Annotated in this window: 29 protein-coding genes and 1 pseudogene; 9 read left to right on the top strand and 21 right to left on the bottom strand. The window is 67.2% G+C overall.

Annotated elements, in window-relative coordinates; all coding sequences use genetic code 11:
* Positions 1-51 precede the first annotated feature (51 nt).
* The 15 genes from EV382_RS26670 to EV382_RS26600 all read right to left on the bottom strand — a co-directional run bounded on the left by EV382_RS26670 (position 52) and on the right by EV382_RS26600 (position 10,942).
* Positions 52-1,617, bottom strand: coding sequence for a replication initiator (locus tag EV382_RS26670; protein WP_244236822.1), 1,566 nt, complete (start codon positions 1,615-1,617; stop codon positions 52-54).
* Between the two features lie 20 nt (positions 1,618-1,637).
* Positions 1,638-2,528 carry a hypothetical protein gene (locus tag EV382_RS26665; protein WP_130406287.1) on the bottom strand — a complete coding sequence of 297 codons (891 nt, stop codon included), beginning with the start codon at positions 2,526-2,528 and terminating at the stop codon, positions 1,638-1,640.
* Positions 2,525-2,731, bottom strand: a complete 207-nt coding sequence (locus EV382_RS26660; RefSeq protein ID WP_130406285.1) for a hypothetical protein — start codon at positions 2,729-2,731, stop codon at positions 2,525-2,527. Before EV382_RS26660 ends, EV382_RS26665 begins: the two co-directional genes overlap by 4 nt.
* A gap of 17 nt (positions 2,732-2,748) precedes the next feature.
* Positions 2,749-3,081 (bottom strand): RRQRL motif-containing zinc-binding protein, encoded by a 333-nt coding sequence (locus tag EV382_RS26655; RefSeq protein ID WP_130409221.1) that lies wholly within the window; start codon positions 3,079-3,081, stop codon positions 2,749-2,751.
* Between the two features lie 764 nt (positions 3,082-3,845).
* Positions 3,846-4,268, bottom strand: a complete 423-nt coding sequence (locus EV382_RS26650; protein WP_130406283.1) for a DUF6197 family protein — start codon at positions 4,266-4,268, stop codon at positions 3,846-3,848.
* Entirely contained in the window at positions 4,265-4,783 is a 519-nt protein-coding gene (locus EV382_RS26645) for a DUF6197 family protein (protein WP_130406281.1), read from the bottom strand. Before EV382_RS26645 ends, EV382_RS26650 begins: the two co-directional genes overlap by 4 nt.
* Positions 4,784-4,871: 88 nt before the next feature.
* Complete coding sequence (locus EV382_RS26640; RefSeq protein WP_130406279.1) at positions 4,872-5,057, bottom strand: hypothetical protein; 186 nt, start codon at positions 5,055-5,057, stop codon at positions 4,872-4,874.
* Complete coding sequence (locus EV382_RS26635; RefSeq protein ID WP_130406277.1) at positions 5,054-5,938, bottom strand: FtsK/SpoIIIE domain-containing protein; 885 nt, start codon at positions 5,936-5,938, stop codon at positions 5,054-5,056. The genes EV382_RS26640 and EV382_RS26635 overlap by 4 nt, the downstream gene beginning before the upstream one ends.
* A 108-nt stretch (positions 5,939-6,046) precedes the next feature.
* Entirely contained in the window at positions 6,047-6,979 is a 933-nt protein-coding gene (locus EV382_RS26630) for a hypothetical protein (RefSeq protein ID WP_130406275.1), read from the bottom strand.
* Positions 6,980-7,099: 120 nt separating this feature from the next.
* The gene (locus tag EV382_RS26625) at positions 7,100-7,432 is read right to left on the bottom strand and encodes a hypothetical protein (RefSeq protein ID WP_130406273.1); all 333 of its coding nucleotides are present in this window, start codon (positions 7,430-7,432) and stop codon (positions 7,100-7,102) included.
* Between the two features lie 186 nt (positions 7,433-7,618).
* Positions 7,619-8,815 carry a helix-turn-helix domain-containing protein gene (locus tag EV382_RS26620; RefSeq protein WP_130406271.1) on the bottom strand — a complete coding sequence of 399 codons (1,197 nt, stop codon included), beginning with the start codon at positions 8,813-8,815 and terminating at the stop codon, positions 7,619-7,621.
* A complete protein-coding gene (locus EV382_RS26615; RefSeq protein ID WP_130406269.1) occupies positions 8,808-9,125 on the bottom strand; it encodes a putative quinol monooxygenase in 318 nt (105 codons plus the stop codon). Before EV382_RS26615 ends, EV382_RS26620 begins: the two co-directional genes overlap by 8 nt.
* A gap of 588 nt (positions 9,126-9,713) precedes the next feature.
* Positions 9,714-10,196: a hypothetical protein gene (locus EV382_RS26610; RefSeq protein ID WP_130406267.1), complete on the bottom strand. Its 483-nt coding sequence runs from the start codon at positions 10,194-10,196 to the stop codon at positions 9,714-9,716.
* Positions 10,193-10,585, bottom strand: a complete 393-nt coding sequence (locus tag EV382_RS26605) for a helix-turn-helix domain-containing protein (RefSeq protein ID WP_130406265.1) — start codon at positions 10,583-10,585, stop codon at positions 10,193-10,195. Before EV382_RS26605 ends, EV382_RS26610 begins: the two co-directional genes overlap by 4 nt.
* 54 nt (positions 10,586-10,639) lie before the next feature.
* Entirely contained in the window at positions 10,640-10,942 is a 303-nt protein-coding gene (locus EV382_RS26600) for a type II toxin-antitoxin system RelE/ParE family toxin (protein WP_244236821.1), read from the bottom strand.
* A 782-nt stretch (positions 10,943-11,724) separates the two neighbouring features.
* Between EV382_RS26600 and EV382_RS26595 the strand changes: the two genes are divergently transcribed.
* Together EV382_RS26595 and EV382_RS26590 are read left to right on the top strand one after the other, a co-directional pair.
* The gene (locus EV382_RS26595; protein WP_130406263.1) at positions 11,725-12,000 is read left to right on the top strand and encodes a type II toxin-antitoxin system Phd/YefM family antitoxin; all 276 of its coding nucleotides are present in this window, start codon (positions 11,725-11,727) and stop codon (positions 11,998-12,000) included.
* Positions 11,997-12,254, top strand: coding sequence for a Txe/YoeB family addiction module toxin (locus tag EV382_RS26590; protein ID WP_130406261.1), 258 nt, complete (start codon positions 11,997-11,999; stop codon positions 12,252-12,254). The genes EV382_RS26595 and EV382_RS26590 overlap by 4 nt, the downstream gene beginning before the upstream one ends.
* An 89-nt stretch (positions 12,255-12,343) precedes the next feature.
* Here the strand turns inward: EV382_RS26590 and EV382_RS33895 are convergent.
* From EV382_RS33895 to EV382_RS26570, 3 genes and pseudogenes are all read right to left on the bottom strand, one after another.
* Positions 12,344-12,583, bottom strand: a pseudogene (locus EV382_RS33895) (replication initiator); the annotation flags it as partial.
* A gap of 622 nt (positions 12,584-13,205) precedes the next feature.
* Positions 13,206-13,583 carry a hypothetical protein gene (locus tag EV382_RS26575; RefSeq protein ID WP_130406259.1) on the bottom strand — a complete coding sequence of 126 codons (378 nt, stop codon included), beginning with the start codon at positions 13,581-13,583 and terminating at the stop codon, positions 13,206-13,208.
* A 52-nt stretch (positions 13,584-13,635) separates the two neighbouring features.
* Complete coding sequence (locus EV382_RS26570; RefSeq protein WP_110562742.1) at positions 13,636-13,860, bottom strand: winged helix-turn-helix domain-containing protein; 225 nt, start codon at positions 13,858-13,860, stop codon at positions 13,636-13,638.
* A gap of 498 nt (positions 13,861-14,358) precedes the next feature.
* Here EV382_RS26570 and EV382_RS26560 point away from each other — a divergent pair, with 498 nt between their 5' ends.
* Together EV382_RS26560 and EV382_RS32930 are read left to right on the top strand one after the other, a co-directional pair.
* Complete coding sequence (locus EV382_RS26560; protein WP_130406255.1) at positions 14,359-14,577, top strand: flavin reductase; 219 nt, start codon at positions 14,359-14,361, stop codon at positions 14,575-14,577.
* On the top strand, positions 14,574-14,747 hold the full coding sequence (locus EV382_RS32930; protein ID WP_165435871.1) for a hypothetical protein: 174 nt from the start codon (positions 14,574-14,576) through the stop codon (positions 14,745-14,747). Before EV382_RS26560 ends, EV382_RS32930 begins: the two co-directional genes overlap by 4 nt.
* A 282-nt stretch (positions 14,748-15,029) precedes the next feature.
* On the opposite strand, the gene EV382_RS26555 is transcribed toward EV382_RS32930, so the two are convergent.
* Positions 15,030-15,410: a VOC family protein gene (locus EV382_RS26555; RefSeq protein ID WP_130406253.1), complete on the bottom strand. Its 381-nt coding sequence runs from the start codon at positions 15,408-15,410 to the stop codon at positions 15,030-15,032.
* 647 nt (positions 15,411-16,057) lie between these two features.
* Between EV382_RS26555 and EV382_RS26550 the strand changes: the two genes are divergently transcribed.
* The 5 genes from EV382_RS26550 (at position 16,058) to EV382_RS26530 (ending at position 23,310) form a co-directional block, all read left to right on the top strand.
* A complete protein-coding gene (locus EV382_RS26550) occupies positions 16,058-16,873 on the top strand; it encodes a chymotrypsin family serine protease (RefSeq protein WP_130406251.1) in 816 nt (271 codons plus the stop codon).
* 346 nt (positions 16,874-17,219) lie between these two features.
* On the top strand, positions 17,220-18,323 hold the full coding sequence (gene mraY, locus EV382_RS26545) for a phospho-N-acetylmuramoyl-pentapeptide-transferase (RefSeq protein WP_130406249.1): 1,104 nt from the start codon (positions 17,220-17,222) through the stop codon (positions 18,321-18,323).
* A 305-nt stretch (positions 18,324-18,628) separates the two neighbouring features.
* Complete coding sequence (locus tag EV382_RS26540) at positions 18,629-19,396, top strand: IclR family transcriptional regulator (protein ID WP_130406247.1); 768 nt, start codon at positions 18,629-18,631, stop codon at positions 19,394-19,396.
* Between the two features lie 450 nt (positions 19,397-19,846).
* Positions 19,847-21,274: an extracellular solute-binding protein gene (locus EV382_RS26535; RefSeq protein WP_130406245.1), complete on the top strand. Its 1,428-nt coding sequence runs from the start codon at positions 19,847-19,849 to the stop codon at positions 21,272-21,274.
* A 128-nt stretch (positions 21,275-21,402) separates the two neighbouring features.
* Positions 21,403-23,310, top strand: a complete 1,908-nt coding sequence (locus EV382_RS26530) for an ABC transporter permease (RefSeq protein WP_244236820.1) — start codon at positions 21,403-21,405, stop codon at positions 23,308-23,310.
* Positions 23,311-23,439: 129 nt separating this feature from the next.
* Here EV382_RS26530 and EV382_RS26525 read toward each other — a convergent pair whose 3' ends face one another.
* The gene (locus EV382_RS26525) at positions 23,440-24,336 is read right to left on the bottom strand and encodes a helix-turn-helix domain-containing GNAT family N-acetyltransferase (RefSeq protein ID WP_130406241.1); all 897 of its coding nucleotides are present in this window, start codon (positions 24,334-24,336) and stop codon (positions 23,440-23,442) included.
* Positions 24,337-24,363: 27 nt separating this feature from the next.
* Positions 24,364-25,524, bottom strand: a complete 1,161-nt coding sequence (locus EV382_RS26520; RefSeq protein WP_165435870.1) for a low temperature requirement protein A — start codon at positions 25,522-25,524, stop codon at positions 24,364-24,366.
* Between the last annotated feature and the right edge of the window lie 140 nt (positions 25,525-25,664).

Genomic DNA, 25,664 nt, shown 5'->3' with positions numbered 1-25,664 from the left:
TGCGCTGTGGAGTTGTCAAGGAACGGCTTCACTGGTGTTGACACGTACGTGTCAAGCGGCCAGGGGTTGGACCGCGTGAGCGGCGGTGAGTTCGTCGGCCAGGGCGTCGATGCCGGCGAGGTGTTGTGCGCGGGCCATGGCGGCGGCGGTGTTGGCGAGTAGGGCGTCTCCGGTGGTGATCCACCCGGTGGCTTGGTAGCCGAGTTCGTAGATGACCCGTTCGGTCTGTTCGTCGTCCCAGGTGTGGGGGTGGCCTTCGGTGCGTCGCCAGATGGTGCGTTGGAGGCGCAGGAAGCCGAGGGTGACGGAGAAGGCGCGGCTCTTGGTGGCGATGTGTCCGCCGTAGCCGAACTGGTGCGCCCACCGGCGAAGCCGGTCGTAGTGGGGGTGCTCCCCGAGGTCCCAGCAGGCGCGGATGAGCCGGCCGAGGTGGGTGCCGGGGTCGCCGTGGATCTGGACGGAGAGGTCGTCGACGCGGCGCAGGCTCAGGCCGGTTACCTCGGTGCTCTTGGTGACGTACTTGGCGATGTAGCCGGTGATCTGGGCGAGGTTGACCTCGGTGCCGGGGGCGTTGACGTGCTTGAGGTCCAGGCCCTTGTCGCCCCACGCGATGTGCCAGCCCTGCCGCCCGTTGGCGGGGTGCGGGGCGGAGGTGTAGGCGGTCTTGACGAACGCAGCCCGGACGGCTTGCTCGAACATGTCCCGGGTGATGGCGCGGGGCGGCGGGACGATGGCCTCGGGGCAGTCGGGGTTGTACCCGTCGAGGCGGATCAGAGCGTGGTAGTGGATGACGCCGCGTACCTGGAATTCGTAGACCTTGATGTAGCGACGGCGTAGGTCCACGCCGTGGGTGCGGCCGAGGCGGCGTAGTTCCCGGTCGGCTTGTTGGATGGTGCGGCGCCACAGTTCGGGTGCTTCGTGGTTCCAGACGACTTGGCCGGTGTGGTTGTAGCAGTCCAGGCATAGCGGCTGGCCGAGGTGGGTGTCTGCTGCCTTGTGGCGTTGCCCGCAGCGCAGCTCGACGCCGTGCGGGCAGGTGCGGCCGAAGGGGTGGCAGACCGAGGGCCGGCAGGTGCAGCCGTCCTTCTTGCGGCAGTCCGCCGCGTGAACTTTCACCACCCGGTGGTGCACCGGGCCGAACGATGGTGCGGTGGCGGTCAGGAAGATGGCGATGTGTTCGTTGAGCGGGGGTAGTCCCCATCGGTCGCCTTGGAGGCCGGCTTTGATGAGGTGGTAGGTGTCGCGGCGGTACAGCTCGGCGCAGGACGGGCAGACGGCGGCGCGGCGGTTGCCGCAGGGGGTGTAGATCGCGCCGTCGGGCATGTCCTCGGTGTCGACGGTGGCCATGCGGTTGCCGTCGGCGTCGTTGACGTGGATCTGCCCGGCGAGGCGGATGGGGTGCTTGCAGGCCGACGCGGCGCGGACGTGGCCGAGCCATTCCGGGTAGTCGGGGTCTTGGGCGCGGGCGCGGCCGGACGCGACGGTGCGCGGGTCGTGGCCGCGTACCCACCCGTCGGCGGCGGGGTTGCGCGGGCCGGTGGTGGGGGTGGCCCAGGGCCAGTAGTCGGCGGACTCAGCGCAGGCTCCCGTGCCCGAAACCGTGGTGGTTTCGGGCACGAGAGGCAACGTCGAGGACGTCACGCGGTGGCTCCCACAGGGGTGCCGTTGTGTGCCTTGTCGTTGGTGCTCGATTGGGTGTTGAGGGCCGTCAGGATGTCGGCGGCCGTGGCGGTGGGAATGCGCAGTCGCACAGCGAGCTGGCCGGGGGTGATGGGTTCACCGTGGGCTTTCTCGTGGGCGCTGGCGACGATCCGGGCTCCGGAGAGCAGCGCGGGCGCAGGGCCAGCAGCTACCGCAGGCGCGGCGGGTGCCGGGGTCGGGTCCTTGTCGGTGGTGGCCGGGGTGGGCTCGACCGTCGTCGGGGTGTCGGTGTCCTCGCCAGAGGTGGGCAGGGTTGTGGGTTCGTGGGCAGGTGCGGGGATCGCTTCGGGTGCGGGGTTGGTGGCCGGGGTCGCGGCGGCCGGGCGGACCGTCGGCGAGGCGGGGATGTCGAGTGACGACGCCTCGGCGAGGGTGGCCGACGCAGGTGCCGTGACAGTTTCGGTGGGCCGGATTTTGCGGTTTCCGGTGGCGAGTAGCGCGGCGGTGGCCATGAGCATCAGGCCATCGACGGCGAGGGGACCGAACCAGACGACGAGGGTTTCCTCGTTGTAGTGGTCGAGTAGTCCGGACAGGTGCCGGTAGGACACGAACGCGGCGACCAGGGCGACGGGCGGGAGCCCGACCCAGCGCAGCACGTTCCAACCCCAGCCGGTCGGCCAGGGCGTGCGGGCAAGGATCTCGATGGCGATGAACAGGAACAGTGGCCACACGATCGCGGAGATGACCGCGCCAGGTTCCGGGCTCCAGTTCTGCGGAGCGTCTTTCGGGGCGATGAACGAGTGAGCGATGTTTGCGGCGACGGAGACGGTGCCGCCGGACAGTGCGCCGATGTAGGCGTAGACGCGGCCGTTCTTCGAGGTGGTCATGACGCCGCCTGCGAGGTGGGGGCGGGGTCAGCGAGGGGAGAGAAGGCGATGACGGTGACGTTGGTGCGGCCCCAGCCGCGAATCATCGTGGTGAGCTTGTCGATGTCGTCGTAGCCGGCGATGGGGTCGGCGGGCTGGTACTCGAAGAATTCGAGGGTGTCGCCGTTGGCGGTGGTGTGGGTGAAGGTGACGTAGTAGCGCATGGGCGTGTCCTTTCGGGTTAGCCGCAGTCGAGGCAGGTGCCGGTACGGCGGGGGATGTAGTAGGGCTTGACCTGGCCGCAATCGGGGCAGGTACGCCGCGCGGTAAGCGCCTTGTCGATGGCCGCGCGTTGGGCGGCGGTGGCGGTGCGCTTGGGCATCGCCAGGTCGAGGCGGAACAGGTAGGCGACGCGCTTACCGCGACGCCACATGATTTGCGCGGCGGGGTCTTGGCCGCCAGGGCGCAGCTGTCGGGCGCGAAGCTGACGGCGGGTCAGCAGCCCGTCGGGGGCGAACTTGAACGGGTAGGTCGGCAGGCCGTAGCGCTCGCCGGTCGGGTCGTAGAACACCATCGGGTCCTCCGAGTCGTCGTCGGCCTGGCCGTCGTCACCGGCAGGGGTGCCGGTGGCGAAGGTGGGGTGTTCGTAGGTGTCGCGGTCGATGTCCTCGGGCAGGAACGCCGCCGAGCAGACCGCGCAGACGATCGGGCCTTCCTCGAAGGCGGCCTTGGAGATGCGCAGCTTGCGGGGGCACTCGCATTCGCAGGAGACGCCGTTGTTGTTGTTCGTGCGGGTTTTGCCTTCCCCGGTCGGTTCGGGGTGGCGGTAGAACCGCAGCGCCACGGAGAGGCCGGCGATGGTGGCCTTATAGCGGGCGCGGGTGAGGTCGGTCAGGGTGCAGGGCGAGTAGCCGAGCTTGTCGTCCTTGGTCGTGGACAGGCCGAGTTCGGCCGCGAGGGTGGCGAACTTCTTGTTGTGCCAGCGACCCTGCCGAGAGGTGTCTTGGACGCCTCGCACATCAGCGAGGGCGTGGGTTGCTTCGTGCAGGAGCGTGGTGAACACGGCTTCCGGTTCGCGGGAGAGCCCTTCACCGGAGATGAGGATTTCGGGTAGCTGCTGCTCGCCGGCTTGCCAGCGAAGGGCGGCGAAGTGGCCCCACTTCATGCCCTGACTGGGCTTGGTGGGTGAGCCGGAGCCGACCACGAGAACAGCGGCCGGAACTTCGGTGTGCTGGGCGCGGATGGCCGACCAGGCGGCTTCAAGCGCGCCGACGAGGGCGGCGGTGGAGACGGAGTCTTGACACGTACGTGTCATGTCGGTGATCTGGGCGGCGGTGCTCATGCGGCCCTCCGGATGGTGTGTCGGCGGTAGGCGATGGCGGCGGCGCACAGCGCCTCGATGACGTCGGCCGGTTTGCGGCCGGGCAGGGTTTCCCAGTCGAAGACCGGGGCGTGCAGGCCGGCGTGGCCGACCGCGATGAGGTAGGTGTTGAACCACTCGACGGCGGCGCTGTAGGCGTGCTGGTCGGCGTCGGTGATGCCGGTCAGGTACCAGCGGGGGCGGCCGAACACGGCGGCCCGGATCGCGCCGAGGATCGACGCCGGGTAGGTGCCGGTGCGGTGACAGGCGCACTTGGCGGGGCAGGCGTCGTGGGTGTCGTACAGGTTGGTGGGGGTCCAGCCGTAGCGGCCCAGGTAGAGGGCGGCGCGGTCGAGGACGGCGTGAACGTTGCCGGTCGGCAGAGCGGAGACGGTGCTCATCGGGCGGCCCGCCAGGCGAGGAACCCAGCGCGGGTGGGGTGCTTCTCAGCCCACACGCAGGCGTCGGCGTAGGTTTCGAGGTCGTCCTCGGTGGCGTGGGTCCAGTCGTAGTCGTCGGCGGCATCGCGGACGATGTCGAGGACATCGGCCAGGGTGTGGCCGGCGTGGTCGTTGAAGTCGGCGACGATCTCCCGGTCGGAGGAGCACAGCGCGCCGTAGTAGTTGTGCTCAGGGGTGCGACCGTCGCGCCATAGGTAGTCGGCCAGGTGCCGGAAGGTGCTGTCGCATTCGGCGGTTTCGCCGAGCAGTACGGCCATGCGGTCGCCGTAGACAGCCATCCCGATAGCGCCGGTCACGCAGGCCGGCGGGAAGGCGGTTTCGGTGGTGCAGTCGTAGTAGCTGCCCTGGGTCCAGCCTCGGATTTCGAGGTAGCGGGCGGCGCAGCGCAGGATGTCGGCCGGAGTCAGGTCGGCCAGCGCGCCAGGGATGGTGGGCTGATTTTGGGTAGGGTTCATGGCGGCCACGTCCTTTCGTGGGCGTTGGTTGGTGGCCGGCAGATCGGGCAGCTTTCCTAGGGCAGATCCCGGTCTGTCGGCCGTTCCTCTATCGGTGGTGCAGGTGGAGCCGAAGAGTCACCCGTTGCCGGCCGTCGCTGGCGGCGGTGGGTGCGGAGCGGAAGACGAGCGCGCCAGCGTGGCGGGCGATGGCGGTGAGTGCGGCGATGTCTTCGCCGTCACCGATGAGCACGAGGTCCAGGACCCGAGTCGTCACAGCGGTCCGGGTCTTCATGCCGCGACCTTCGAGGCGGACTCGGCGGGGGCGGCGAGGCCGCTGCGGCGGCGGGTCCAGGTGGCGTAGTCGGCAACGCGGATGATGTCGGCGTCGGTCATGTAGGCGGCCTTCACGCGGTTGGGGATGCCGCCTTCGGCGATGAGGTAGCCCTCGCCCTGGTTGTTCGGGTCGATGCTGTTGGAGGAGAAGCCGCGGGCGTACCAGCCGTGTCCGAGCACGATGTCCGAGGACACGTCGTTGGTGCAGCGGCCGGCGAAGCGCCACGCGAACAGGTCCCGCAGCGACGGCGGGATGATGTCCGACGACGGGCGCTGAGTCGCGGCGGCGACGATGATGCCGACAGCGCGGCCACGGGCGACGATGTCGCGCAGCAGCGCGGCGAACAGATCCTGGTCCTTCTTGTCCCCGGCGGTGGCGGAGAAGTAGGCGATCTCGTCGCAGGCCACGAGGATCTGACCGAACAGGTCGTTGGGGCCGATCTTCCGGCGACGCCGGGCCAGCAGGAACGAGTACCGGTTGTCCATCACCGTCTGCACCCGGCGCAGGGTGCGGATGGCGTGGTCCATGTCCGGGCCGACGAACACGTCGGCGGCGTCCTTCCACAAACCCAGCTCGACCTGCTTCCCGTCAAGCAGGCACAACCGGACGTCCGGGCACAGCGCCGCGTGACCGACGATGGTGTTCAACAGGCTGGACTTGCCCGCGCCGGGCTCGCCGCCGATGAGGATGTTGCGGTAGATCATCGGCAGGTAGGCCGGGTGGCCGAACTCGTCGATGCCGAGGAAGACCGGGTCGAAGATGGACAGGCCCGCGCCGACCGGCACCGTCTGCGGCGCGTTGGGCTGCGGGGGCAGTTCGATGGTGTCCGTGAGGTCCATGGATGGCTCCCGGGGTCGGTTGACACGTACGTGTCAAAGCGGGTGGGGGATGGGAGGGGCGCGGACGCTTGACCCGTCAGGGGTGCGTGGTCCGCGCCGTCCCGGTGCTTAGGCGTAGTCGGAAGGGTCGAACCCGTTCGGGCTCGCGGTGTTGGTGGTGGGGTTGCGCGGCTTGCGCTGGCGGGGAGTGTCGGCCGGCGAAGTGGCCGGCTGGTCCGGCACGTCGGGCAGGTCCAGGCCGACAGGCGGCATGCCCGGTGAGGTGGGAGCGTTCGACGGCACGTCGGTGGGGACGTAGTCCGGCAGTGGCGACACGACGGTGTGTGCCAGGGGTTCGCGGCGGGTGATGTCCAGCCGGATGAACGCGGCGTACTTGCGGCCGGCGCGCATGACGCGGACCTCGTTGGCCCAGCACGCCACCGCGAGTTTCTGCACCTGGCCGTCCTGCTCCAGATCGCGGAGAGACAGGCCGGGGCGTAGCCACACCCAGACCCGTTCGCCGGCCGGGGTCGGCTTGGCGAGCAGGATCAGCGGGAGCGAGCCGTGCCGGTTGGTGGCGATGAACGCCGCGAAGCACAACCGCAGCCGGTGCCGCACGATCAGGCACCACACCCAGGCCATGACCCGCGAACGGATCGGCTTGATGGCGGCGGGGACGCCGACGACCAGGGCGACGATGAGCAGCGAACCCCACAGCGGGGTCGACTGCATCAGCGTGGTCCAGCCGTAGACGGCGGCCAGGCCGAGCAGGATCTCTGGCAGCCAGTGCCAGAACACGCGCAGGACCGGCCACGCCACGATCAGCGCGAACAGCACCGCTCCGAGCACAGCGCCGAGGACGACGCCGAGCAGACCACCCAGGATCGGGTGCATGTACTCAGAGGCCACCGTGGCGGCCAGAAGGCCGACCACACCGAGGGTGACCCAGAACGCGATGATGGCCCGACGACGGTACGAGCGGGCAACCGGCGCTTCGATGACAGTGACTTGACCCCCACGGTTCGACCAGCCGAACGGGGACCTCTGGCTAGACTTGGACACGACAAGTCCTCCCTACCTAGGGACCTTGTTGGACAGGACGCGGGGTCGCAGACGACGCCAATCAACGGCGACCCCGTGTCCACCTCTCGCTTCTGTGGAGCCGAACAGGAACACCGGCCGCTAGACGGCGGCGGTCTCCATCGCGGTCAGCGCCGACGCCCGGAACGCGACACCGGAGCGGACCTTGCCGTCGCGGTCGTTGACCCAGGGCAGCGCCTCCAGGTCCATCGGAACCACCGGCTGACGAACAGCCACCGCCGGCATCACCGGGCTGACCACCGTCACGTTGATGACCTCCGCGCTTCCCTCCGACAGGGCGTAGAGCTGCACCGCCCACATCGGCTGCTTCGTCTCCCGGTCGAACTTCTGCTGACCCGTCTGGTCCAGCTTCGGAACCGGGTTCACCGCGACCTCGTACGACACCCGCGAGGTGTCCAGCAGCAGACGTCCCATGACTGACTCCTTCCGACTGGGGCTCGCTCACCTTGAGCGATTGCCCGTGTTCTATGGGATCAGCCTAGCCCGTACAAAAGTACGTGTCTAGTACTTGAGTACGGGCCATCGACCAGAATCTTGGCACGAAGAAGGGCGCCCCGCTGTGGGACGCCCTTCGGTGCAGTTCGGAACGGGTGACGCTAGCTAGGCCACTCCTACGCGGCGCGCCAAGGCTGCGAGTCGGTCAGAAGGGGTGAGCTCCATCCGTAGAAGGTCGGAAACCATGGTCTCGACCACCGGGTGTCCCTTGACCTGCTCCGGGGTCAGCGCCTCGGCCTGCTCAAGCGCATCGACCGCCTCCGAGACCCTGCGGCGTTGAGTCCAGGCTTGTGCCACGTACATGAGGAGCCGAGCCTGTCGCTCAGACGATAGGACGGACGGGTCGATCCGCTCCGCCGTCCGGAGCGCAGACCCGGCGTCGCCGAGTTCGACTGCCACCGCGACCTCGTGTAGCTGGACATTGGTGGGGCCGAACTCGGTCTCGTAATCGTTGCGGTCGACCCCTAGGAGCTGGGCTGCCTCTCGCGCAACTGCAAGATACTCCTGAGCCCTTTGGTCGTCTCCCATCCGTGCAGAGGCCACAGCCAGTTGCAGGTTCAGTGCGCCGAACAGCGACACGGCCGCCGGCTTGTCCGCCGATGCCTCGGGCTCAAGCGCTGCCGCGGACGACGATGCAGCGCTTATAACCTGTTCGAATTGCCGTCCGCCCTGAAACACCAGGGCGAGGCGGAACGTTCCAGCGGCGACCAATAGCGGGTCTCCGACCTGCTCGGCAACGAGCAGCGCTCGATCGGTTGCGACCCAGGCCGCTTCATGCTGGCCAAGCTTCGATAGTGCGGCTGAGAGGGCGTGGTATGCCGACGCCAGCTCGGTGAGGTACGTCTTTCGCACCTCGCCTGTGGCGGATCGTGTTGCTCTCTCCAAATCCGGCAGGAGGCCCCGCAGCAGCTCGGCTAGGTCTTCGTAACGGGCGGCGTGTGCGTACGTCCAGCACAGCTCGGCTCGCTCGGCCGTCTGGGGCAGGGGAAGCTCTCGGTCCTTGCCGAGGATCGCGGCCATGAGGTAGCTGGTGCTTAGCACCGAACGTAGGGCGGCAGCCGCCGAGGGGACCTCGGCGTTCTCCGGATCCGCAGTGCCCGGGGCTAGTTCGGCCATTGGGATGCCGAGCGCACCCGCAATCCGCTCCAAGATGGAGACCCGATCGATCGAACGTACCCCACGCTCGACCTGCGAAAGCCAAGCCTCAGACCGTCCGATCATCTCGGCGAACTCACGCTGAGAAAGCCCACGCTTCTGCCGCCGCGTAGCTATAAGTCGACCTTGCTCGTTGCTGTCAGGCATTCAGTGAACCGAGGCCCTTGCTAGGCCCGGGCGTTAGGAACTCAACCCGCGCGTCCTGCGTGTACGGTTCGCGCTCCTTGTGGAAGCGGATCACGTGATGCTGCACCTCGTGCGCCTCGAATGCTTCTCGGTCGGCGTAGCACTCGTAGAAGACTCGGGCGAGCGGCGCACCCTCGACAGAATGCGTGGCGTAGATCAGCGTCCCCGGTTCTTGAGCACGGATCTGAATCCCAGTCTCGGCGACAAGCGCGTCAAACGCTTGAGCGCTCTCCTCGTCTTTGAGATCGAATCGCACCACTAGGGCAAACATGCAGCCAACCTTTCTGATCAACCGAGAGTCACGACTCATGTACGCAACTCTAGCCGTACTTCTTTTTGGCCACCCGTATTCTATTACGGATCAGCGTGCCGAGGTAGCCGGCGACAGGGTAAGGTCTGCCCCAAGTGGTACCTCTGTGAGAACTTTCTGTACGAGATCAAGGCGGCCCGCTTCGCAGGCCGCTCGCACCGCCGACCAGGGGCCGACCCAAACGGGCCGCCGATCGGGGACCCCGCGCCCTTAGCGCAAGCGCACGGGCGCACCCCGAACGGTTGCAGCCCCGCCGGCGGTGCGAAACACGAAGAAGCCCCGGGCCGCCACGAGTGAGTGGCAGATCCGGGGCTTCAATGTCGAAGGCGGCGACCAGGCCGTGCCTCCGGCGGGGCGCTCAGACGCTCTGGGATGGCGGTGTCATCCCGACAACCTTCGTCCGGGCAAAGCCGAGCAGCTGGGGCCTGTCTGGCCAAGGTCGTTCAGACAGTGGGGTGCTCCACCTTGGCCAGACAGGCCCCACCCACTCCACGTAGGTGCGGACGAAGGCCGACGGGATGACTAAAGACAGGCAGTGTCACCGTGAACCTACTGACCCAACATCTCGGGATCCTCTTCATCGTCCTGAGGCTTATCATGACGCATCTCAAGTTGCCGCATCTCGCTGCCCCAGTAGTGTTTGATCAACGGAGCCGACACCCCAATTAGTCGCGCCGCTTGCTGCACATAAACGCGAAGATAAGGCATTGTTGCCGGCAAGCCGGCCTCGTGAGCAAACTCATCAAGAACCTCGTTAGGCGGTCTGCTGATCTCCTCAGCTACTTCGAAAATCGCTGCGACGTCACTTCTTATTATTGCCCGCTCGCTACGGATCTCGATTCGAGCGCGGAACGTGAAACCCTCGTCCGATATCCCCTGCTGCACGTGCAGATCCGAGAAACCGTCATCAACGGGGACTTCCTCCGTGTCGAAACCGTCACGCCGCCGCGCCGACACCTCATACACGCGCACGTTTTTAAGGCTGAGTAGAGTGATGAACTCAGCGAAACTGGAGACAGTTTTTGAGGTCATGACGCCAGTTCAATTACGGGACACAGCTCCGTCGGACTGTCCGTTTCATCTATGTCACTGTCGACCGGAGAGGGAATGTGGAAGCTCGCCTCCCAGGACGCGGCGGGGCGGGTCACCTCCACCATCATCCGCAGTCGACCGCCGGTTGCCCTCGCATAGCGCTGGACGGTCGAAAGTCGCGGATCTCCACCCGATCGTTCAAATCTCGATACGGCTGATTGCGTTGTTTCCATCTCGCTGGCCACATCGGCCTGGGTGAGGCCCTGGCGAACCCTCAGGCCAACAAGTGTGTCGACCAGGCGTTCGACACCCTTAGCGTCTTCGAGCATAGCCCGAACGCGAGGATTGTCCGGATCCAGTCCGAGAAGATCGAAAAGTTCGTTCCCCATGTCTTGGCTCCCCTTGGTTGGCCGCTAGCGTATCGCCTATAAGCGATAATCGCACTACCCGCCGTGTCGTGACTTCCAGTCACGAAAACGATCTACAGCGACCTCGACGTGGCGGCTCTCGTTCTGCTGCTGCTTCTGGAAGAAGTGGAGCGCCAGGAGGACGAGGCTGTCCGTCCCCTCCGCAAACGCCAGCCTGAGGCGGCGGTCACCCACCCGGATACGCACCTCAAGCACACCGTCGCGCAGCGGCTTGACATCGCCGGGGCGAGTGCGCCCCTCAGCCACTCGGTCCATGATGGCTTGGACCTTGGCAGCCTCAGCCTTCGTAAGTCTTGATTTGAGGATCTCCTTACGCACAGGGTCTCCCCCTCCAGCGGCCCGGTAAAAGTCCCACTTCCGGGTCATGATCCAACTTCCCGAGGGGCGCAGGACCGGACCTGAGGGCGTGAGCTAGACCACGGCCGAGGCATAACTGACAGCTTGGTCGATGAGACGCTGAGTGTCCAACCCCATGCTGCTGATGGCCTAGACAGCCGAAAGACTCAGCCGAGTAGGCCAAGGCGTGTCCCTACTAGTTGATGCAGTCGATCGGACAAGATGGCTAGCGGATCTTTATGGATGAGAGCTGCACCCACGGCTAGAGGATCGTCTAGTTCATATGGCGCGCGCCCTGAACCGGCAAGCCCTGTCGGACCTGACGGCGACCGTGCCTGGCACCGTTGGTCTCGACAGGTAGCCAGGCGAACTCCGTCGACCGCAGCCGACCGGCACCGCAGTTCAGGGCTTGGGCCACCGTCGGACAGCCTGGAGGCAGGACAACGACGAGTCCGAGGACATGATCGTCCGGCACAGATCCGGCACATCTGAGGCCGAGAAGAGCTGTAAACGGCTGTCAGACATCGGAAGACTTCGCCCAGGTCAGAGTGTCGATCCGCCCGATTCGCCATGATCAATCCGGCACGGGAGGGGTTCAGGGTTCGAGTCCCTGGCGGCCCACTCTCTTGCAGCTCGGCGGCCCCTTGTAGGGCCGCTGTTTTTGTCAGCACGGCGCGTACAGCAGCGAGATGCGGCATCGGTCACGAGTGGGGCAACGGCGCCCGCCCGAGGTACAGTTTTCTGTACCTGACCTGGAGGTCGTCATGCGGACCGTGAACTTCACCCAACTACGCCAGAACCTGGCCGCCGAACTCGACAGCGTCATCAACGACGCGGAGGAAGTGGTGGTGACCCGGTCGGGCCACGAACCGGTGGTCATTGTCCCGCTTGCCGAGTACGAGGCGATGAAGGAAACCGAGTATCTCCTGCGCAACCCGGCCAACGCCGCAGCCCTACGCCGATCGATCGCCGAGCTTGAGGACGGTGACGCGGCCGAGCGGGACCTGATCGACCCGGCCACCGTGCGGGACGTCGCGTGAGGCTCGTCTTCACCGCGACGGCCTGGAGCCAGTACCTCAGCCACACCGACCGAAAGCTGGTCAAGCGCATCAACGATCTCATCGCTGACGTGATGCGCAACGGATACGAGGGCATCGGCAAGCCGGAACCCCTGCGGGGAGAGCTGGCCGGCTTCTGGTCCCGCCGGATCGATCGTGAACACCGGCTGGTGTATCGGATCACCAAGGACGACGTCGAAATCGTCGCCTGCCGGTACCACTACGGCGACCGGTAGTCGGACCGGCGCTGAGCCAGCAGCGCCGACGGTTCCGAGCAGTACGGCGACCTCGGCGGGCAAGTACCAACGCGGGGTGTGGTTTCGGCTCATGCGGCCACCCCCAGCCACGCCTCGTGGGCAAGTTCTTCTCGACCGACGCGCCTGCTCTCGCGTCGCTGCCTCGCGGCGGTGTTGGCTAGCAGTGCGTCACCTTCGGTCAGGCAGCCGAACCCGATGTAGGTGAGAGCGCCAACGGTGATCGTGTCTGACGGTCCGTCGTCCTCTTCGCGTCGATGGGTAGTGCGGGTGTCGCGGAGCAGGCCGAAGATAAGTGAGTAGCGGCGGGATAGCAGGCGAGCCGTGTACTGGCTAGAGGCCGCGCAGGGCCTCGTAAAGGTCCTCGCCGTAGTATGCCCAACAGGACAGAGAACCATCAGCATTAATGCTGCCCATGTACCAGCCGTCATCGGCTACATGAGCGAGGCAAAGACCGCTGAAGCCTAGTACGAGGTCCGGCAAGATCGGGTTGAAGCCCGAGCCTGGCCGCCAGACTGCCGCAGGTTGGTTTGCTGGTAAAACGACGGCAGTTTTGGACCCAGATACATGGCGGATGCGCTCCAAGGTCCAGCCATGAGGGAGGGGCAGAGTCATGCCTCATGATCGCAGTCCTTGCGGAGGTGCAGGCTGGTCCTGCGCCCGCCAGACGTTGGCGGAGTGGCTGACCCGTCGGGGATGCGCGACGCCCCGGTCGCAGTCGTAGGGGTCTGCCAACAGGGGACGCGCGCTCCGGGCATGCCGACCCCAGAGCGCCTCACCAGGACGGCCACACCCCACCGCTTCCGACTGCTGCAGCCCGCTTGACCTTCGGCGGAACTGCACCAGAATCAACCGCCGCGAGTTCGGGACGAAGGGTCAAGCCAGTCCAGGGAGTGGCCGTGAGGTCTCGTCGGCCAACTTGCCCGGACCAAGTCAGATCTCGTCATCAACGTGTGGCGCGCTTTTGTAGACCGCGTAGGCGAACCAGGCGGCATCGCGGGCAACCATGGGGCTCTCACTGGAGATCTTGGTAAATCCGTTCGAGCACTCACCAGTGGTAGCGGAGACGACGAAACAGGTGACGTTCGGCCACCCCGCTTGATTGCAAAAAACGCCGATGTCCTCCAAGATCGCGCCGGTCGCCAGCGGCGCGAGGCCGGGCTGCAACTTCTCGGCGAAGACTGCGTACGTGATCGGCTGGTCGCCCTTAGCTGCGATCTCCTGCAGGACACGCAATCCGTTGACCATGCGGCGCGAACGGGCCTCGTCAAAGCCGGCCCGCTTCACATACTCACTCAGTACGGGGTGCATCGTTTCCTCCAACTCGGCGTGACAGGCGCTTCGTCCGGAGGGCGACCCGGGCTTACCGCGGAAGCGGGTTGGCGACGTAGACGCCCTTGCCTTGCCGCCCGTCGATCAAGCCCTCAGCTTTGAGCACGAGCATGGAGGCGCGGATCACCGTGTTGCTGACTTCGTAGTGCTCGCACAAGGCGGCGAACGAGGGCAACTTGTCACCCGGCTTCAGTTGGCCGGAGCTGATCTGCTCGCGGATATCTCGGGCGACCTGTAGGTACGCAGCTTCAGACATAGGTGGTGCTCCCAGCTTGGCGGCTGGTGCAAGCAGACCACATCCCAGGCTCGACTTACAACGCTATGTGTTGCCAGTCGTTGACTATGCGCACATTGCGTCCTACGTTGCTTGTGGGGTTACCCAGCTTGGCGGCCGGGTCACCCCGCCGTGGGTGCCCTGTCTCCGGACACGGCTGACCGGGTGCCCACGGAACCCCCAGGCGTCGGCGGGAGGCATGGTGACCAGACCAAACGATGCAACTGCCTCAACCGCAGGTGCCGGCCGTGCGAACGGGGATTCCGGACATTGGCAACGGAGGTCGGAGAGTACTCAGCGGCGCGTGACCTACGACGAGTACGTCATCGCAGTGGCGCTCACCCTGGCTCGCCGCCACCGTCCGATCTGGTCCTGGCGGCACTGGCGACGCGTCTGCCGCTGCGGAGTCGACCTGCCATGCCGGAGCCGCCACCGCATCCCGATCAACCGTGGCCACTGGCCAAATCAGGATGGCCCGCAATGACCGCCCACCTCCCGATCACGCCGGCCTGGACCTGCGGTGGCTGCGGCGGCGACTGGCCCTGCCACACCCGCCGTCGGGAGCTGCGAGCCGAGTACGACCGCGCTCCCGTGTCGCTGGCCCTCTACCTGGCGGCGCAACTCGTCGACGCCGCCCAAGACCTGACCCACGTCCCCGCAGGCCACCTGCACCACCGCTTCCTCGGCTGGACCCGATGAGCATCCTGCGACCCGGCGACGAGAAGTTCCACTACAGCGACGGCTCCCACAAGTGGATCCCGCCGGACCCGGACTACGACCAGGAGGTCTGGGACGAGCAGGTCCGCCAGCACAAGCAAGGCCACCTCAAGAACGAGCGCCCGAAGATCCGCATCCAGCGCCTCGTCTGACGCCAGCAATACAGCAGCGAAGTACAGCAGCCGTGCCAGCCGCACCCGGCCGAGAAGCGCGCCAGCAGGCCGGATGACCTCGAACCACACCGCAGAAGACCGGCTCGCCGGCAATCCATAAGTTCAGCGCTCGAAGGCTTGGCGGCCACCGAAGGGACGCCCAGGCCAGATGACCGTGGCTGGTTCTGAACGCATCGTGCGCAGCGTTTTCAGATCACCCGTCGCTAGATCTTCTCGCGCGGCTGCGGGTCGGCGGCCGCGTCGATCGTTCGGCAGGGGCCGTCAGAGTGGGTCGAGGCGACGCTTGAGCAAGCAGAACTCGTTGCCTTCTGGGTCGGCGAGGACGTGCCAGGACGCATCCGCGGGCTGACCGATGTCGACGGGCTTCGCCCCGACGGCCAGGAGGCGCTCAAGCTCGGCGTCCTGATCGCGGTCGGTGGGGTTGACGTCGATGTGCAGCCGGGCATGCCCGTTCTTCGGTTCGTCGCTGCGGATGAGGAAGATCGTCGGCTGCGGGCCGCCGAACCCTTCGCGCGGGCCTATCTCGATGTAGACGCCCTCTTCGCGATCGAGCACTACGAAGTCCAGGATCTCGCACCAGAACCGCGCCAGCACCTCGGGGTCGCGGCACTTGAGCACGAGCTCACCGATACGGCATGCCATTGGCGAAACCTACTCTCAGCGGGGGAGCTGCCAGTGCGGCCGCACGCGGATCACATGGACTCCCGGCAGTGCCGACAAGCTCGCGATCGTACCGGGCGAGGCGAGCAGGGCCGGACGAGGGTGCCCGGCGGGCTGAGCCCTGACGGTCGGCAATCAGCAGGATGCCAGCAAGCATCCGGTCCGTGGCGGCGGCATGGCGCGGCCCAGCTGGGGAATGGTGCAGCAGGTGAGGTCGGCGAGAGGGGACCGCCATGCACGAAATCACCTCACGAGAACAGGACCAGATGCTCAGGTTCATGCGTCGGCACCGAAAGCGGCTGATGTCGTTCCCGAACGCCCGATCTGTTGACATCGGCTTCGAGTTCAAACGCAGGCGCCCTTCGGACCGGCTGGCGATCCGGGTTCACGTCACCCGCAAAATGGCGGACCGGAGTCTCACCCCGTCCGAGCGACTCCCGGACGAGATCGAGGGGGTTCCGGTCGACGTCATCGAGAGCAATCCCGTGCCGAATGCGAGTGTCCGGCATGCCCGGCGCGATCCTGTTGTCGGCGGCATCAACGTCGGAAACCTCAAGGTAGGGGGCCCCGGCACCGGGGATCCGGGGACGCTGGGGTCCATCGTGTTCGAACGGGGGACGCTGCGGCCCATGGCGTTGACGAACTGGCACGTAGCGGTCGCCAGTCCGCCGGTTCCGATGGATCCGATCATCCAACCCGACCCGGTTGCGCCCGACCCGGAACCGCCGAACAACTTCCTCGGTCGCCTGCTGCGGTGGGACCAGGGCCTGGATGCCGCCGTCATCTCGATCGGCGAGCAGGACGGCACCCGCAGCCGAAACGTTTCCACCGACATCGAAGGGCTGCCACTGCCGGCGGCCGGTAGCAAACCGCACGTGGTCGGCCTCAAGGTGCTCAAATCCGGGCTGCGGACCGGAGTCACCGGCGGCACCATCGACGGCACCGACGGCGTCGAGTTCTCGGTCGTTCCCGACGACTTCGAGCTGCCTCAGGGGGTGCTCAGCGATCACGGCGACTCGGGGGCACTGTGGCTGGACCGGAACACCTTCACGGCGGTCGGACTGCACTTCATGAGTATCAGCAGCCCGGAGGTCCGCGCCTGGGGGAGGTCGTTGTCCAGGATCTGCGACACGTTGAACATCTTCGTGTTGGACGTCGCCGCCATCGGCACCCCGTGGATCGGTGGGCACTGCCGGGTGCTCGCCTCCACCCGCGCCCATGCCCCCTGCAACCTACGGATCGTCTATCCCAGCGGACGCACCAGCCACGCCCGAGGGCTGGGTGCGGCAACGGCCGATGCCCAGGGGTTGGTCAGGTGGCAGTGGCGCATCGGGTCGAGCACCAGGCGCAGGCCGGGTGTCCAGATGAGCGCGCATCTGACCCTGGACGGTGAGGGGCATCTCCTCTCCGCTGACCTCGAAGGCGCCACGGACCTCACGGGATGAATGGGTGGGCGGTGGCCGGGGTGAGCCGAGCAGACCACCGCCGACCCGCGTCCGAACGTGCGTCAAGGTCCGCCTGACGTGGCGGGCCGGGCGGCTACGCGCTCCTGCGGGTCAAGCGGACTTGGCCTGCAAGATCGTCGTCGGATGCGCGTCGGCGAGCTTACGGAGCACGGCGCTTTGAAGTCCCGGGCTGCTCCGCTCGCCGTCGGATGGCAAGCTCATGCCTCATGATCCATGACTTCGCCACGGACTATCTGCACCGCCAGCTCAGGTCGAGACGTCAGGCGCTGATCTGGAAGCTCGGTGGGGACGCCGTGAGAAGTCCGGATCGCGTGGAGGTTCGCCCGTGAGGGCGGTCATCGTCGCGGCCGCGGTCGCGTTCATCATCTCCCTGTTCGGCACGCCGGTGGCGATTCGCGTCTTCACCGCGCTCAAGGCAGGCCAGCCGATCCGATCCATCGGGCTCGCCAGCAATCACGGCAAAAAGGGCACACCCACGATGGGTGGCGTCGTCTTCATCGTGGCGACCGTCTTCGCCTACGTCGCCGGGCACATCGCCCTGACCACCCTGCCCGAGCGGCAGATCGCGCAGGAGGGCCCGACAATGACGGCCCTGGTGCTACTCGGCCTGTTCGTCTTCTGCGGCGCGGTCGGCTTCTTCGACGACTTCCTCAAGGTGCGCCAGCGCAACTCCGACGGGCTGTCCGCCAAAGGCAAGTTGCTCGGCCAGGCCATCGTCAGCGCAGGCTTCGGCATCGCCGCGCTCTACGTGCCGAGCACCAACGGCCAGACCGTGGCCAGCGAGCACATCTCGCTCATCCGCGACATCAGCTGGCTCGACGTCGGCAAGGTCGGCGCGGTCATGGTCATCGTCTTCGTGATTACGGCGATGTCGAACGGCGTGAACCTCACTGACGGCCTCGACGGCCTGGCCACTGGCGCGTCGATCCTGGTGCTCGGCGCGTACGCGCTGATCGGCTTCTGGCAGTACCGGCACTGGTGCGCCGACGAGGCGTACGGCCGCGCGAACGACTACTGCTACCAGGTCCGGGATCCCCTGGAGATCGCCATAATCGCGGCGGCGGCGGCCGCCGCCTGCGTGGGCTTCCTGTGGTGGAACACGTCCCCGGCGCGGATCTTCATGGGTGACGTCGGCGCGCTCGGACTCGGCGGCCTGATCGGCGGGCTCGCGGTGGTAACCCGCACCACGCTGCTGTCGATCCTGATCGGCGGCCTCTTCGTCATCATCACGGTCACCTGGGTGATCCAGATCGTCTCCTACCGGACCACCGGTAGACGCGTCTTCCGGATGGTGCCGTTGCACCACCACTTCGAGCTGGCCGGATGGAGCGAGGTCAACATTGTGGTCCGCTTCTGGATCGTGGCCGGCGTCTGCGTGGCGATCGGACTGGGCGTGTTCTACTCGGATTTTCTGGCGGTCATTGGATAAGACCACGCGACAAGCCTTGCCGCGCCACCGACGGTGATCCACCTGGCAGCCGGGCTCCCCACCCGGTTGCCAGCTGATCATTCGTGCATGTCAGCGGCCGTGAGCTACGCGGAATTTCGGGGTGGCTGTGACCGAAGCTGTTCGGGTACCTCTTGCCTCCGGCGTTCCCGCCCGCCGGTCACCCAACTCCCATCGGTGATGAATCTGGCACCTGGCGCTGCGGGCGGACGTAGATATCCTCTTCAGGTGCTGGCCCGTGTGGAGATCGTTGACACGGGTTCGGCACTGCGAAGGGACTATTCGACATGCCCCGTGTGGTACCGGCGGTCAACCGCGCGCTCGACGTTCTCGAACTGTTCCTGGACTGCCCCCAGCTGTCGGCCCGCCAGGTGATGGAGCGGCTCGACCTGCCCCGCACCACGGTCCACGAGCTGCTCGTCACGCTTGAGGCTCGCTCGTACCTGATCTCGGTGCCGGGCCAGCCGGTGCACTATCGGCTGGGCATGCCGTTGTTCCAGTTGGGCGCGGCGTTCGCCGGCCGGCTTGATCTGGTCCGGGAGGCGCAGTGCGTGGCGCGGGACGTGGCCGCCAAGTGTGACGAGGCGGTCCATGTGGCGGTGCTCGACGGCGCCGATGTCATCTACCTGGTGAAGTTTGACAGCACCCACCCTGTTCGGATGGTTTCCGGTGTGGGGTTGCGGCTGCCCGCCCACTGCACGGCCGTCGGCAAGGTGCTGCTGTCTGCCCTGGATCAGGCGGATCTGGACGCCGTCTTGTTGAAGGATCCTCTGCCGGGCATGACTCCGGACAGCATCACCGACCCGGACCGGCTGCGCGAGCACCTCGATCGCGTCCGGGCGGAGAACGTCGCGGTGGACATCGGCGAGTCGGACAGCGCCATGCGCTGTGTCGCCGCGGCGATCCGCGATCATTCCGGTGCCACCATCGCCGCGATGAGCCTGTCCGCGCCGATCATCCGCTGGACGCCACAGGCGCAGGCGGAGTGGACCGGGTTGGTTCGCGAGGGCGCGGCCGTGCTGTCGACTCGGATGGGCTACCGGGCGCGGCCCTGATAGTCCGCCTCCCGTTTTCGGTTCGAAACAACATCGAAACATTGACATTCCTGACGAGGCTGGCCTAGCGTCGCGTCCACTCGATACGAAATCTCGAACTCAGTTCGAAATCTCGAACGGTGGTGGTCCCGTGGCCCGACCGAACTGGAACGTCAGCACTGCTTCCTCGGCCCGGTCGCCGATCACCGCACCCCTCATCGCGCTACCCGGCGAGTGGCACGCGGATTCTCTCGCGCGACCCACTCGGTCGCCAAGGCAGCGCGACGGTGAACGACGGCACGAGCGTGCCCGTCGCCACCGCGGCAAGCCCACGCACTTCGGCAACGAGTAGTACGCGCACGCGCTGATCGATGCGGGCGACAGGTCGGCGGTCGCCCGCACAGGGATACCCGAAGCACACGCACGCCTTCGGTGTGCGGTGGCACGGGGACTTGAAGGAGGCGAATGTCCATGGAGATCAAACCGGTGTCACGGCGCGGCTTTCTGGGGTTGGGGGTGGGAGTGCTCGGCGCGGCCAGTCTGGCCGCGTGCGGGGGCGACTCCGACCCGCCGACCAAGGTGCAGCCGGAAGTTCCGCAGGAGCTCATCGACGCCGCGGCGGCGATGAAGGGCTCCTCGATGGGGATGCTGTCGCAGAAGCTCTACTCGACGGCGGCGAACGACGCCCTCGACAGTTCGATCAAGAAGTTCGCCGACACCACCGGCACGAAGATCGAGAACAGCCTGGTCCAGGCCGACGCCGGTGACGTGGTGGCCAAGATCGACGCCGAGGTCAAGGGTGGGGTGGCCCGCGATCTGGCGTTCATGACCGACTCGCGGTTCGTCGCACAGTTCCACGCGCTGGGCGACCTGGAGGACGTGACGGACGTCGTCCAGGCGCTGACCGCCAAGTACGGCGAACCCTGCGCGGAGGCCAAGAACTTCTGCGTCTTCGACGGCAGGTGGTTCGCGATCCCGTACCACTTCATCGGAATCGGGTCGTTCCTGCGCAAGGACTGGATGCAGGACAAGGGCATCACGCCCAAGGACATCTACAGCTGGGAAGAGCTGCGGGACGTCTGCCTGGAGATCTCCGATCCGGCCAAGCGCCGGTTCGGCTGGGGCATGACGGTGAATCGGTCCGGTGACGGCAACGGCATGATCGAGGCGCTGATCAACGCCTACGGTGGGTCGATCGCCTCGAACGATGGCACCAAGGTCACGTTCAACTCCCCCGAGACGGTGCAGGCGGTGACGTTCCTGGGCGACATCTACACCAATCCCAAGTACAAGCCGATGCTGCCGCCCGGGGTGGCCAGTTGGACCGACACCAGCAACAACGAGAACTGGCTCGCCGGGGTCCTGGGCTACACCCGCAACCAGTTCAGTGTCTACGCGGACTCCCGGACCAAGAAGAACCCGGTGCACGCGAACACCCACGTGTTCTCCGACTGCATCGGGCCGGCGACCGACACTCCCCTGCTGCTCGGCCAGTCGCAGGGCTTCGTCGTCTTCAAGGGTGCTAAGAACCCGGCGCTCGCCAAGCTCCTCGCGCAGTACCTGGTCAGCGCGCCCGCGCTGCTCGGGGTGGCGAAGGAAGCCCCCGGCCTGGTGATGCCCGCCTGGGAGAAGGTCTGGGACGCCGACCCGTTCTTCACCAGCGGCGACGCGGCGTTCCCCATGCTGCGCAAGATCACCGAGCTGTCGCTGCCGCTGAACACGAAGAACGGCCTGGCCTTCCCGCAGAAGGCCAGCGCGGGCCAGCAGGCGGTGGGGTCGGCCTACGTGCTCACCGACATGATGCAGCAGGTCGTCCAGGGCACGGCGCCGGCGCAGGCCGTGACAGCCGCTCACGCGAAGATGGTGCAGATCTTCAACCAGCAGGGGCTGCGGCAGTGAGATCGGTCCGTCCTGCGCGGGTCCCGACGGCGCGGAGATCCTCCCCGCCGTCGGGGCCCGGCTCTCTCACCGCGATCCAGCGGCGGCTGGGTCGTGACTGGCGGCTGGCGGCGCTGTTCCTGACGCCCATGGCCGTGCTGGTCGGCACGCTCGTGCTCGTGCCGATCGGCCGGTCGATGATCACCAGCACCACCGAACGGCACGGGCAGGACACCGTCTTCGTCGGCCTGGACAACTACCTCGCGCTCGTCGGCGACGACCAGTTCCACACGGGCGTGGTGAATTCGTTCGTCTTCACCGCGTACGCCGAGGTGTTCAAGGTGGTGCTGGGGTTGGCCGCGGCCCTGCTGCTGCACCACCGGGTTCGTGGGCGGGCCCTGCTGGCCGGGCTGCTCCTGGTGCCGTGGGTGGTGCCGACGGTGGTGACGGCGTTCAGCTGGCGTTCGCTGCTCGACCCGATCTTCGGCAGCGTCAACACGCTGCTCACCGCCACCGGGATCGGGCCGCTGCTGGCCAGCGTGCACCTGGTCGACAGTTGGCCGGCGGGCTGGCTGTCCGACCCGAATCTGGCCATGCCGTCGGTGATCCTCGTGAACGTCTGGAAGGGTGTGCCGTTCTTCACCGTGTGTTTCCTGGCCGGGTTGAAGGCCATCCCCACGGACCTCTACGAGGCGGCGACCATCGACGGCGCTTCGCCGTGGCAACGGTTCGCCAACGTGACGCTGCCCGGACTGCGCCATGTGATCACCGTGACGGTGACCCTGTCGTCGATCTGGACGTTCAACAACTTCGACCTCATCTGGTTGCTGACCCAGGGCGGTCCGGGCGACGTGACGGCGCCGTACGTGCTCATCGCGTACTCGAAGGCGATCTTGCAATTGCAGTACGGAGCCGGCGCGGCGGTCACACTCGTCATGCTGCCCATCATCGGCGGGTTGGTGTTCGTGCTGGTCCGCCTGCTGCGCCAGGACGGCACCATCAAGCTGCCCCGGCGACGCCGGGTAGCGCGGTGGATCGGGGCGCAGTGGTGGACCGGGACGGGCCGCAAGGCGCTTCCATGGATCGTCACCGCGGTGGTCACCGGTCTGCTCTTCTGGGCGTCGCCACAGATCTTCTGGAAGGCGGCGGTCGTCCTCGCGGTGATTCTGCTGATCGCCGCAGGGGTCGGCCGGGTGGTCTCGGCGCTGCAGTCCCGAGGTGGTCGTCGGGCGTCGTCCGTGGTGTCCGGTCTGGGGTCCGGTGCCGTGCTGGCCGGATTGCTCTTCTTCGCGCTGGGCCCGCTGTACTGGATCGCCGTCACCGCCTTCAAGTCCGAGGGCCAGGTCGTCATGCGCACCGACGACCTGTGGCCAACGCCGTGGACTTTGGAGCAGTTCGGCGCGCTCTTCGACAACCAGCCGTTCGGTCGTTGGTACCTCAACACGCTGCTGGTGTCGGCCGCGTCCACCGCGGTGGCGCTGGTCTGCGCAGCCCTGGCGGGCTACGCGCTGGCCCGGCTGCGGTTCCGCGGGGCGCAGGGCTTCACCGTCACGGTGCTGCTCACCTACGTGATGCCGGGCGCGCTGCTGTTCATCCCGCTGTACCAGATGCTCATCGGCACCCGGCTCAGCGACTCGTTGTGGTCTCTGGTGGTGACGTACCCGACCTTCACGCTGCCGTTCGCCACCTGGCTGCTGGTGGGGTACTTCTCGTCGATCCCCATCGAGCTGGAGGAGGCCGCGCTGGTCGACGGCTGCACCCGGCTCCAGGCGTTCGGCCGGGTGGTGCTGCCCCTCGCGAAGCCAGGGTTGCTGGCGGTCGCGCTCTTCACCCTGACCAACGCCTGGAACGAGTTCCTGTTCGCGTTCGTGTTCATCACGAAGGACGAGTACAAGACGCTTCCGGTGGGGATGCAGTCGATGATCGCCGGAGACGTGGTGCCACAGGGACAACTCGCCGCGGCGTCGCTGCTCGTCAGCATCCCCGTGGTGGTCATGTACGCCCTCGGGCAGCGCTTCCTGACCGAAGGGCTCACCGCGGGGGCGGTGAAGGGCTGATCGGCGCTACCAGGCACCTCAGGTAGGCGATCACCGGGTGGGGGGACGACGAACCCGACGGGTTCGTCGTCCCGGCCCGCCCCAGGGTGCGGATCGCTACGGCGGGGCACGCAGGTCAGCGCCCCGCCGTCACCGACCGATGCGCTTCTCGAACCAGTGGTGGGCGTAGCGCTCGGTGTTGTACGCCTCGATCTCCCGGTAACCGGTCGCCCGGTACAGCGCGATCGCCTCGGTGAGGTTGCGGTTGGTGTCCAGCCGGACGGCTGTCGCACCCCGCTCGGCGGCGTACCGTTCCAGCTCGCCCAGCAGCCGCCGGCCGACGCCGAGCCCGCGTACGGTGTCGGCCACCCACACGCGTTTGATCTCGGCGGGCGCGCCGGGGTGGAGTTTGACCGCGCCGCAGCCGATCGGTTCGCTGTTGAGGGTGGCGAGCAGGAGCACCCCGTTGGGCGGGACGAGCGCGTCGTCGTGGACCGGCTTGCTCAGTGCGGGGTCGAATCCGCCCTCGAACCGTCGCGCGATGTCCCGGACGTACGCCCGCAGGCAGGCGCGGGCCCGCGGGTCGCTCGGCGGGCACGGTTCGATGACCACCATCGACCCGATGAGCAGCCGTTCGACCTCGGCCATCGCGGCAACGAGTCGTTCGCGGCGGGGTTCGCTGAGCGGTTCGAGGATCGAGGCGGCGAGGTCGTCCGACCGCTGATCGAGGTCGGCCCACTGGGTTCGACCGGCGTCGGTGAGCGTGGCGACGCGTACGCGGCCGTCAGCACCGGCCTGGTCGGTCGGCGCCACCTCGATGAGGCCGTCGTTTTCCAGGGTGCGCAGAAGTCGGCTGAGGTGTCCGGAGTCCAGGCCGAGCCGGGCCCGCAGCGCGGCGACCTCGGCACCGGCGGGGCCGATCTCCCAGAGCAGCCGAGCCTGCCCCAATGGACGCCCCTGGGCCATGTACTCGTCGTCGAGCGCACCCACCCGTTGCGTGACCGTCCGGTTGAACCGCCGCACGGCGGCGATGAGAGCCGAGTCCATCTACCTGACTTTAGTCAGGCTTCTCGGCTACGCGCCAGGGGGTGGGCGGTAGGACCGGATGCCGGCGTGGTCCAGCACGACCACCGCGAGCGCCACCCCGGCGGCGACCGCGCTGACCGCCAGCAGCGGCAGTCGCAGCACGGCCGCCGCACCGGCCAGCACGAACAGGGCGACGACCCGAGGCCAGGAGAGTCGCCGGTGGATCGCCGCCGAGAAGAGGATCCGCCCCACCAGGAACAGCGTCGGGCCGCCCAGGATGACCAGGACCGCCGTCAGGTCACCGGTACGCAGGGGATCCGCGATGCTCAGTTCGCCGCCGACGGCGGTGACCACCAACCCGGCGATCATCAGCAGGTGCAGGTAACCGGTGATGACCCCGAGCCAGGACGGGTCGGCGTGCTCGATGGCCGGGCCGAGGCGTTGACCGGCGGGCGTGACGTAGAGCAGACCGATCAGCACCGCGGTGGCGAAGACCAGCAGGAACGCTGCGGTCTGCGCGAGGGCGAGGTCGCTGTCGGCGTACGAGAGACCGGCGACCAGGACCACCTCACCGAGCGCGATGATCATGATTTGCTGGTACCGCTCGGCGAAGTGCTCACCAGCGAGGTGCAGCTCCTGCCGCCCGATCCGGCCCATCCCCGGCGTGGGCCACCCGATGCGCGGGCCGGTGAGGTCGATGGCGAGGGCTAGCAGCCACAGCGGCACCCGCCACTGCGGCAGGAACCCGCCGACCAGCCACGGTACGGCGGAGACGCTGAACCAGCAGAGGATGCGCAGCGCCCGGCTCTGCCGGGGGTGACCGCGTAGCGCGAAGGCGGTGACCGCGCCCCGGGCCAGGTGCACCGAGACGTACGCGCCGGCGAAGAGCAGGCCCCGCCCGTCCAACGCGTGTGGGATCGCCACCCCGGTCAGCAGGCTGCCCAGCGCGGCACCCACCAGCAGCCACCGCACCGCCGGACTCTGCGGGTCGTACCAGTCGGCGAACCAGGTGGTGGTCACCCAGATCCACCAGACACCGGCCAACAGCAGGGCGGTACGCAGTGCGCCGACCACTGTGAGGTCGTGCAGCAGGTGATCGGCCAGCTGGCTGAGCGCGAGCACGAACGCCAGATCGAAGAACAGCTCCAGGAACGAGGCGCTCAGCGGCGAGCCGCCGCCCCGCAGCAACCGTTCGGGTCTGCTCGCCATCGGCCGCTCCTCCCGGTGGCGCGCGCCCTCCGTCCGTCGTACCACCCGGGGTCGGCTACCGGAGGCGAAAGCGGTCAGCTGCGGAAGGGACGACCCACGCGCCCCTCGTGTCGTTGATCCGGCTGCGCCCATGGTCACCG

The organism is Micromonospora violae, assembly GCF_004217135.1.
Lineage (GTDB): Bacteria > Actinomycetota > Actinomycetes > Mycobacteriales > Micromonosporaceae > Micromonospora > Micromonospora violae.
Note: the sequence above shows the minus strand (reverse complement) of the source record. Positions and strands in the feature narration are given on the sequence as shown.

Coding starts and splice junctions, on each gene's coding strand:
- EV382_RS26665 (WP_130406287.1), bottom strand. CDS start 2,528: ATGACCACCTCGAAGAACGGCCGCGTCTACGCCTACATCGGCGCACTG.
- EV382_RS26660 (WP_130406285.1), bottom strand. CDS start 2,731: ATGCGCTACTACGTCACCTTCACCCACACCACCGCCAACGGCGACACC.
- EV382_RS26655 (WP_130409221.1), bottom strand. CDS start 3,081: ATGGTGTTCTACGACCCGACCGGCGAGCGCTACGGCCTGCCGACCTAC.
- EV382_RS26650 (WP_130406283.1), bottom strand. CDS start 4,268: ATGAGCACCGTCTCCGCTCTGCCGACCGGCAACGTTCACGCCGTCCTC.
- EV382_RS26645 (WP_130406281.1), bottom strand. CDS start 4,783: ATGAACCCTACCCAAAATCAGCCCACCATCCCTGGCGCGCTGGCCGAC.
- EV382_RS26640 (WP_130406279.1), bottom strand. CDS start 5,057: ATGAAGACCCGGACCGCTGTGACGACTCGGGTCCTGGACCTCGTGCTC.
- EV382_RS26635 (WP_130406277.1), bottom strand. CDS start 5,938: ATGGACCTCACGGACACCATCGAACTGCCCCCGCAGCCCAACGCGCCG.
- EV382_RS26625 (WP_130406273.1), bottom strand. CDS start 7,432: ATGGGACGTCTGCTGCTGGACACCTCGCGGGTGTCGTACGAGGTCGCG.
- EV382_RS26620 (WP_130406271.1), bottom strand. CDS start 8,815: ATGCCTGACAGCAACGAGCAAGGTCGACTTATAGCTACGCGGCGGCAG.
- EV382_RS26615 (WP_130406269.1), bottom strand. CDS start 9,125: ATGTTTGCCCTAGTGGTGCGATTCGATCTCAAAGACGAGGAGAGCGCT.
- EV382_RS26610 (WP_130406267.1), bottom strand. CDS start 10,196: ATGACCTCAAAAACTGTCTCCAGTTTCGCTGAGTTCATCACTCTACTC.
- EV382_RS26605 (WP_130406265.1), bottom strand. CDS start 10,585: ATGGGGAACGAACTTTTCGATCTTCTCGGACTGGATCCGGACAATCCT.
- EV382_RS26595 (WP_130406263.1), top strand. CDS start 11,725: ATGCGGACCGTGAACTTCACCCAACTACGCCAGAACCTGGCCGCCGAA.
- EV382_RS26575 (WP_130406259.1), bottom strand. CDS start 13,583: ATGCACCCCGTACTGAGTGAGTATGTGAAGCGGGCCGGCTTTGACGAG.
- EV382_RS26570 (WP_110562742.1), bottom strand. CDS start 13,860: ATGTCTGAAGCTGCGTACCTACAGGTCGCCCGAGATATCCGCGAGCAG.
- EV382_RS26560 (WP_130406255.1), top strand. CDS start 14,359: ATGACCGCCCACCTCCCGATCACGCCGGCCTGGACCTGCGGTGGCTGC.
- EV382_RS32930 (WP_165435871.1), top strand. CDS start 14,574: ATGAGCATCCTGCGACCCGGCGACGAGAAGTTCCACTACAGCGACGGC.
- EV382_RS26555 (WP_130406253.1), bottom strand. CDS start 15,410: ATGGCATGCCGTATCGGTGAGCTCGTGCTCAAGTGCCGCGACCCCGAG.
- EV382_RS26550 (WP_130406251.1), top strand. CDS start 16,058: ATGGCGTTGACGAACTGGCACGTAGCGGTCGCCAGTCCGCCGGTTCCG.
- EV382_RS26540 (WP_130406247.1), top strand. CDS start 18,629: ATGCCCCGTGTGGTACCGGCGGTCAACCGCGCGCTCGACGTTCTCGAA.
- EV382_RS26535 (WP_130406245.1), top strand. CDS start 19,847: ATGGAGATCAAACCGGTGTCACGGCGCGGCTTTCTGGGGTTGGGGGTG.
- EV382_RS26530 (WP_244236820.1), top strand. CDS start 21,403: ATGGCCGTGCTGGTCGGCACGCTCGTGCTCGTGCCGATCGGCCGGTCG.
- EV382_RS26525 (WP_130406241.1), bottom strand. CDS start 24,336: ATGGACTCGGCTCTCATCGCCGCCGTGCGGCGGTTCAACCGGACGGTC.
- EV382_RS26520 (WP_165435870.1), bottom strand. CDS start 25,524: ATGGCGAGCAGACCCGAACGGTTGCTGCGGGGCGGCGGCTCGCCGCTG.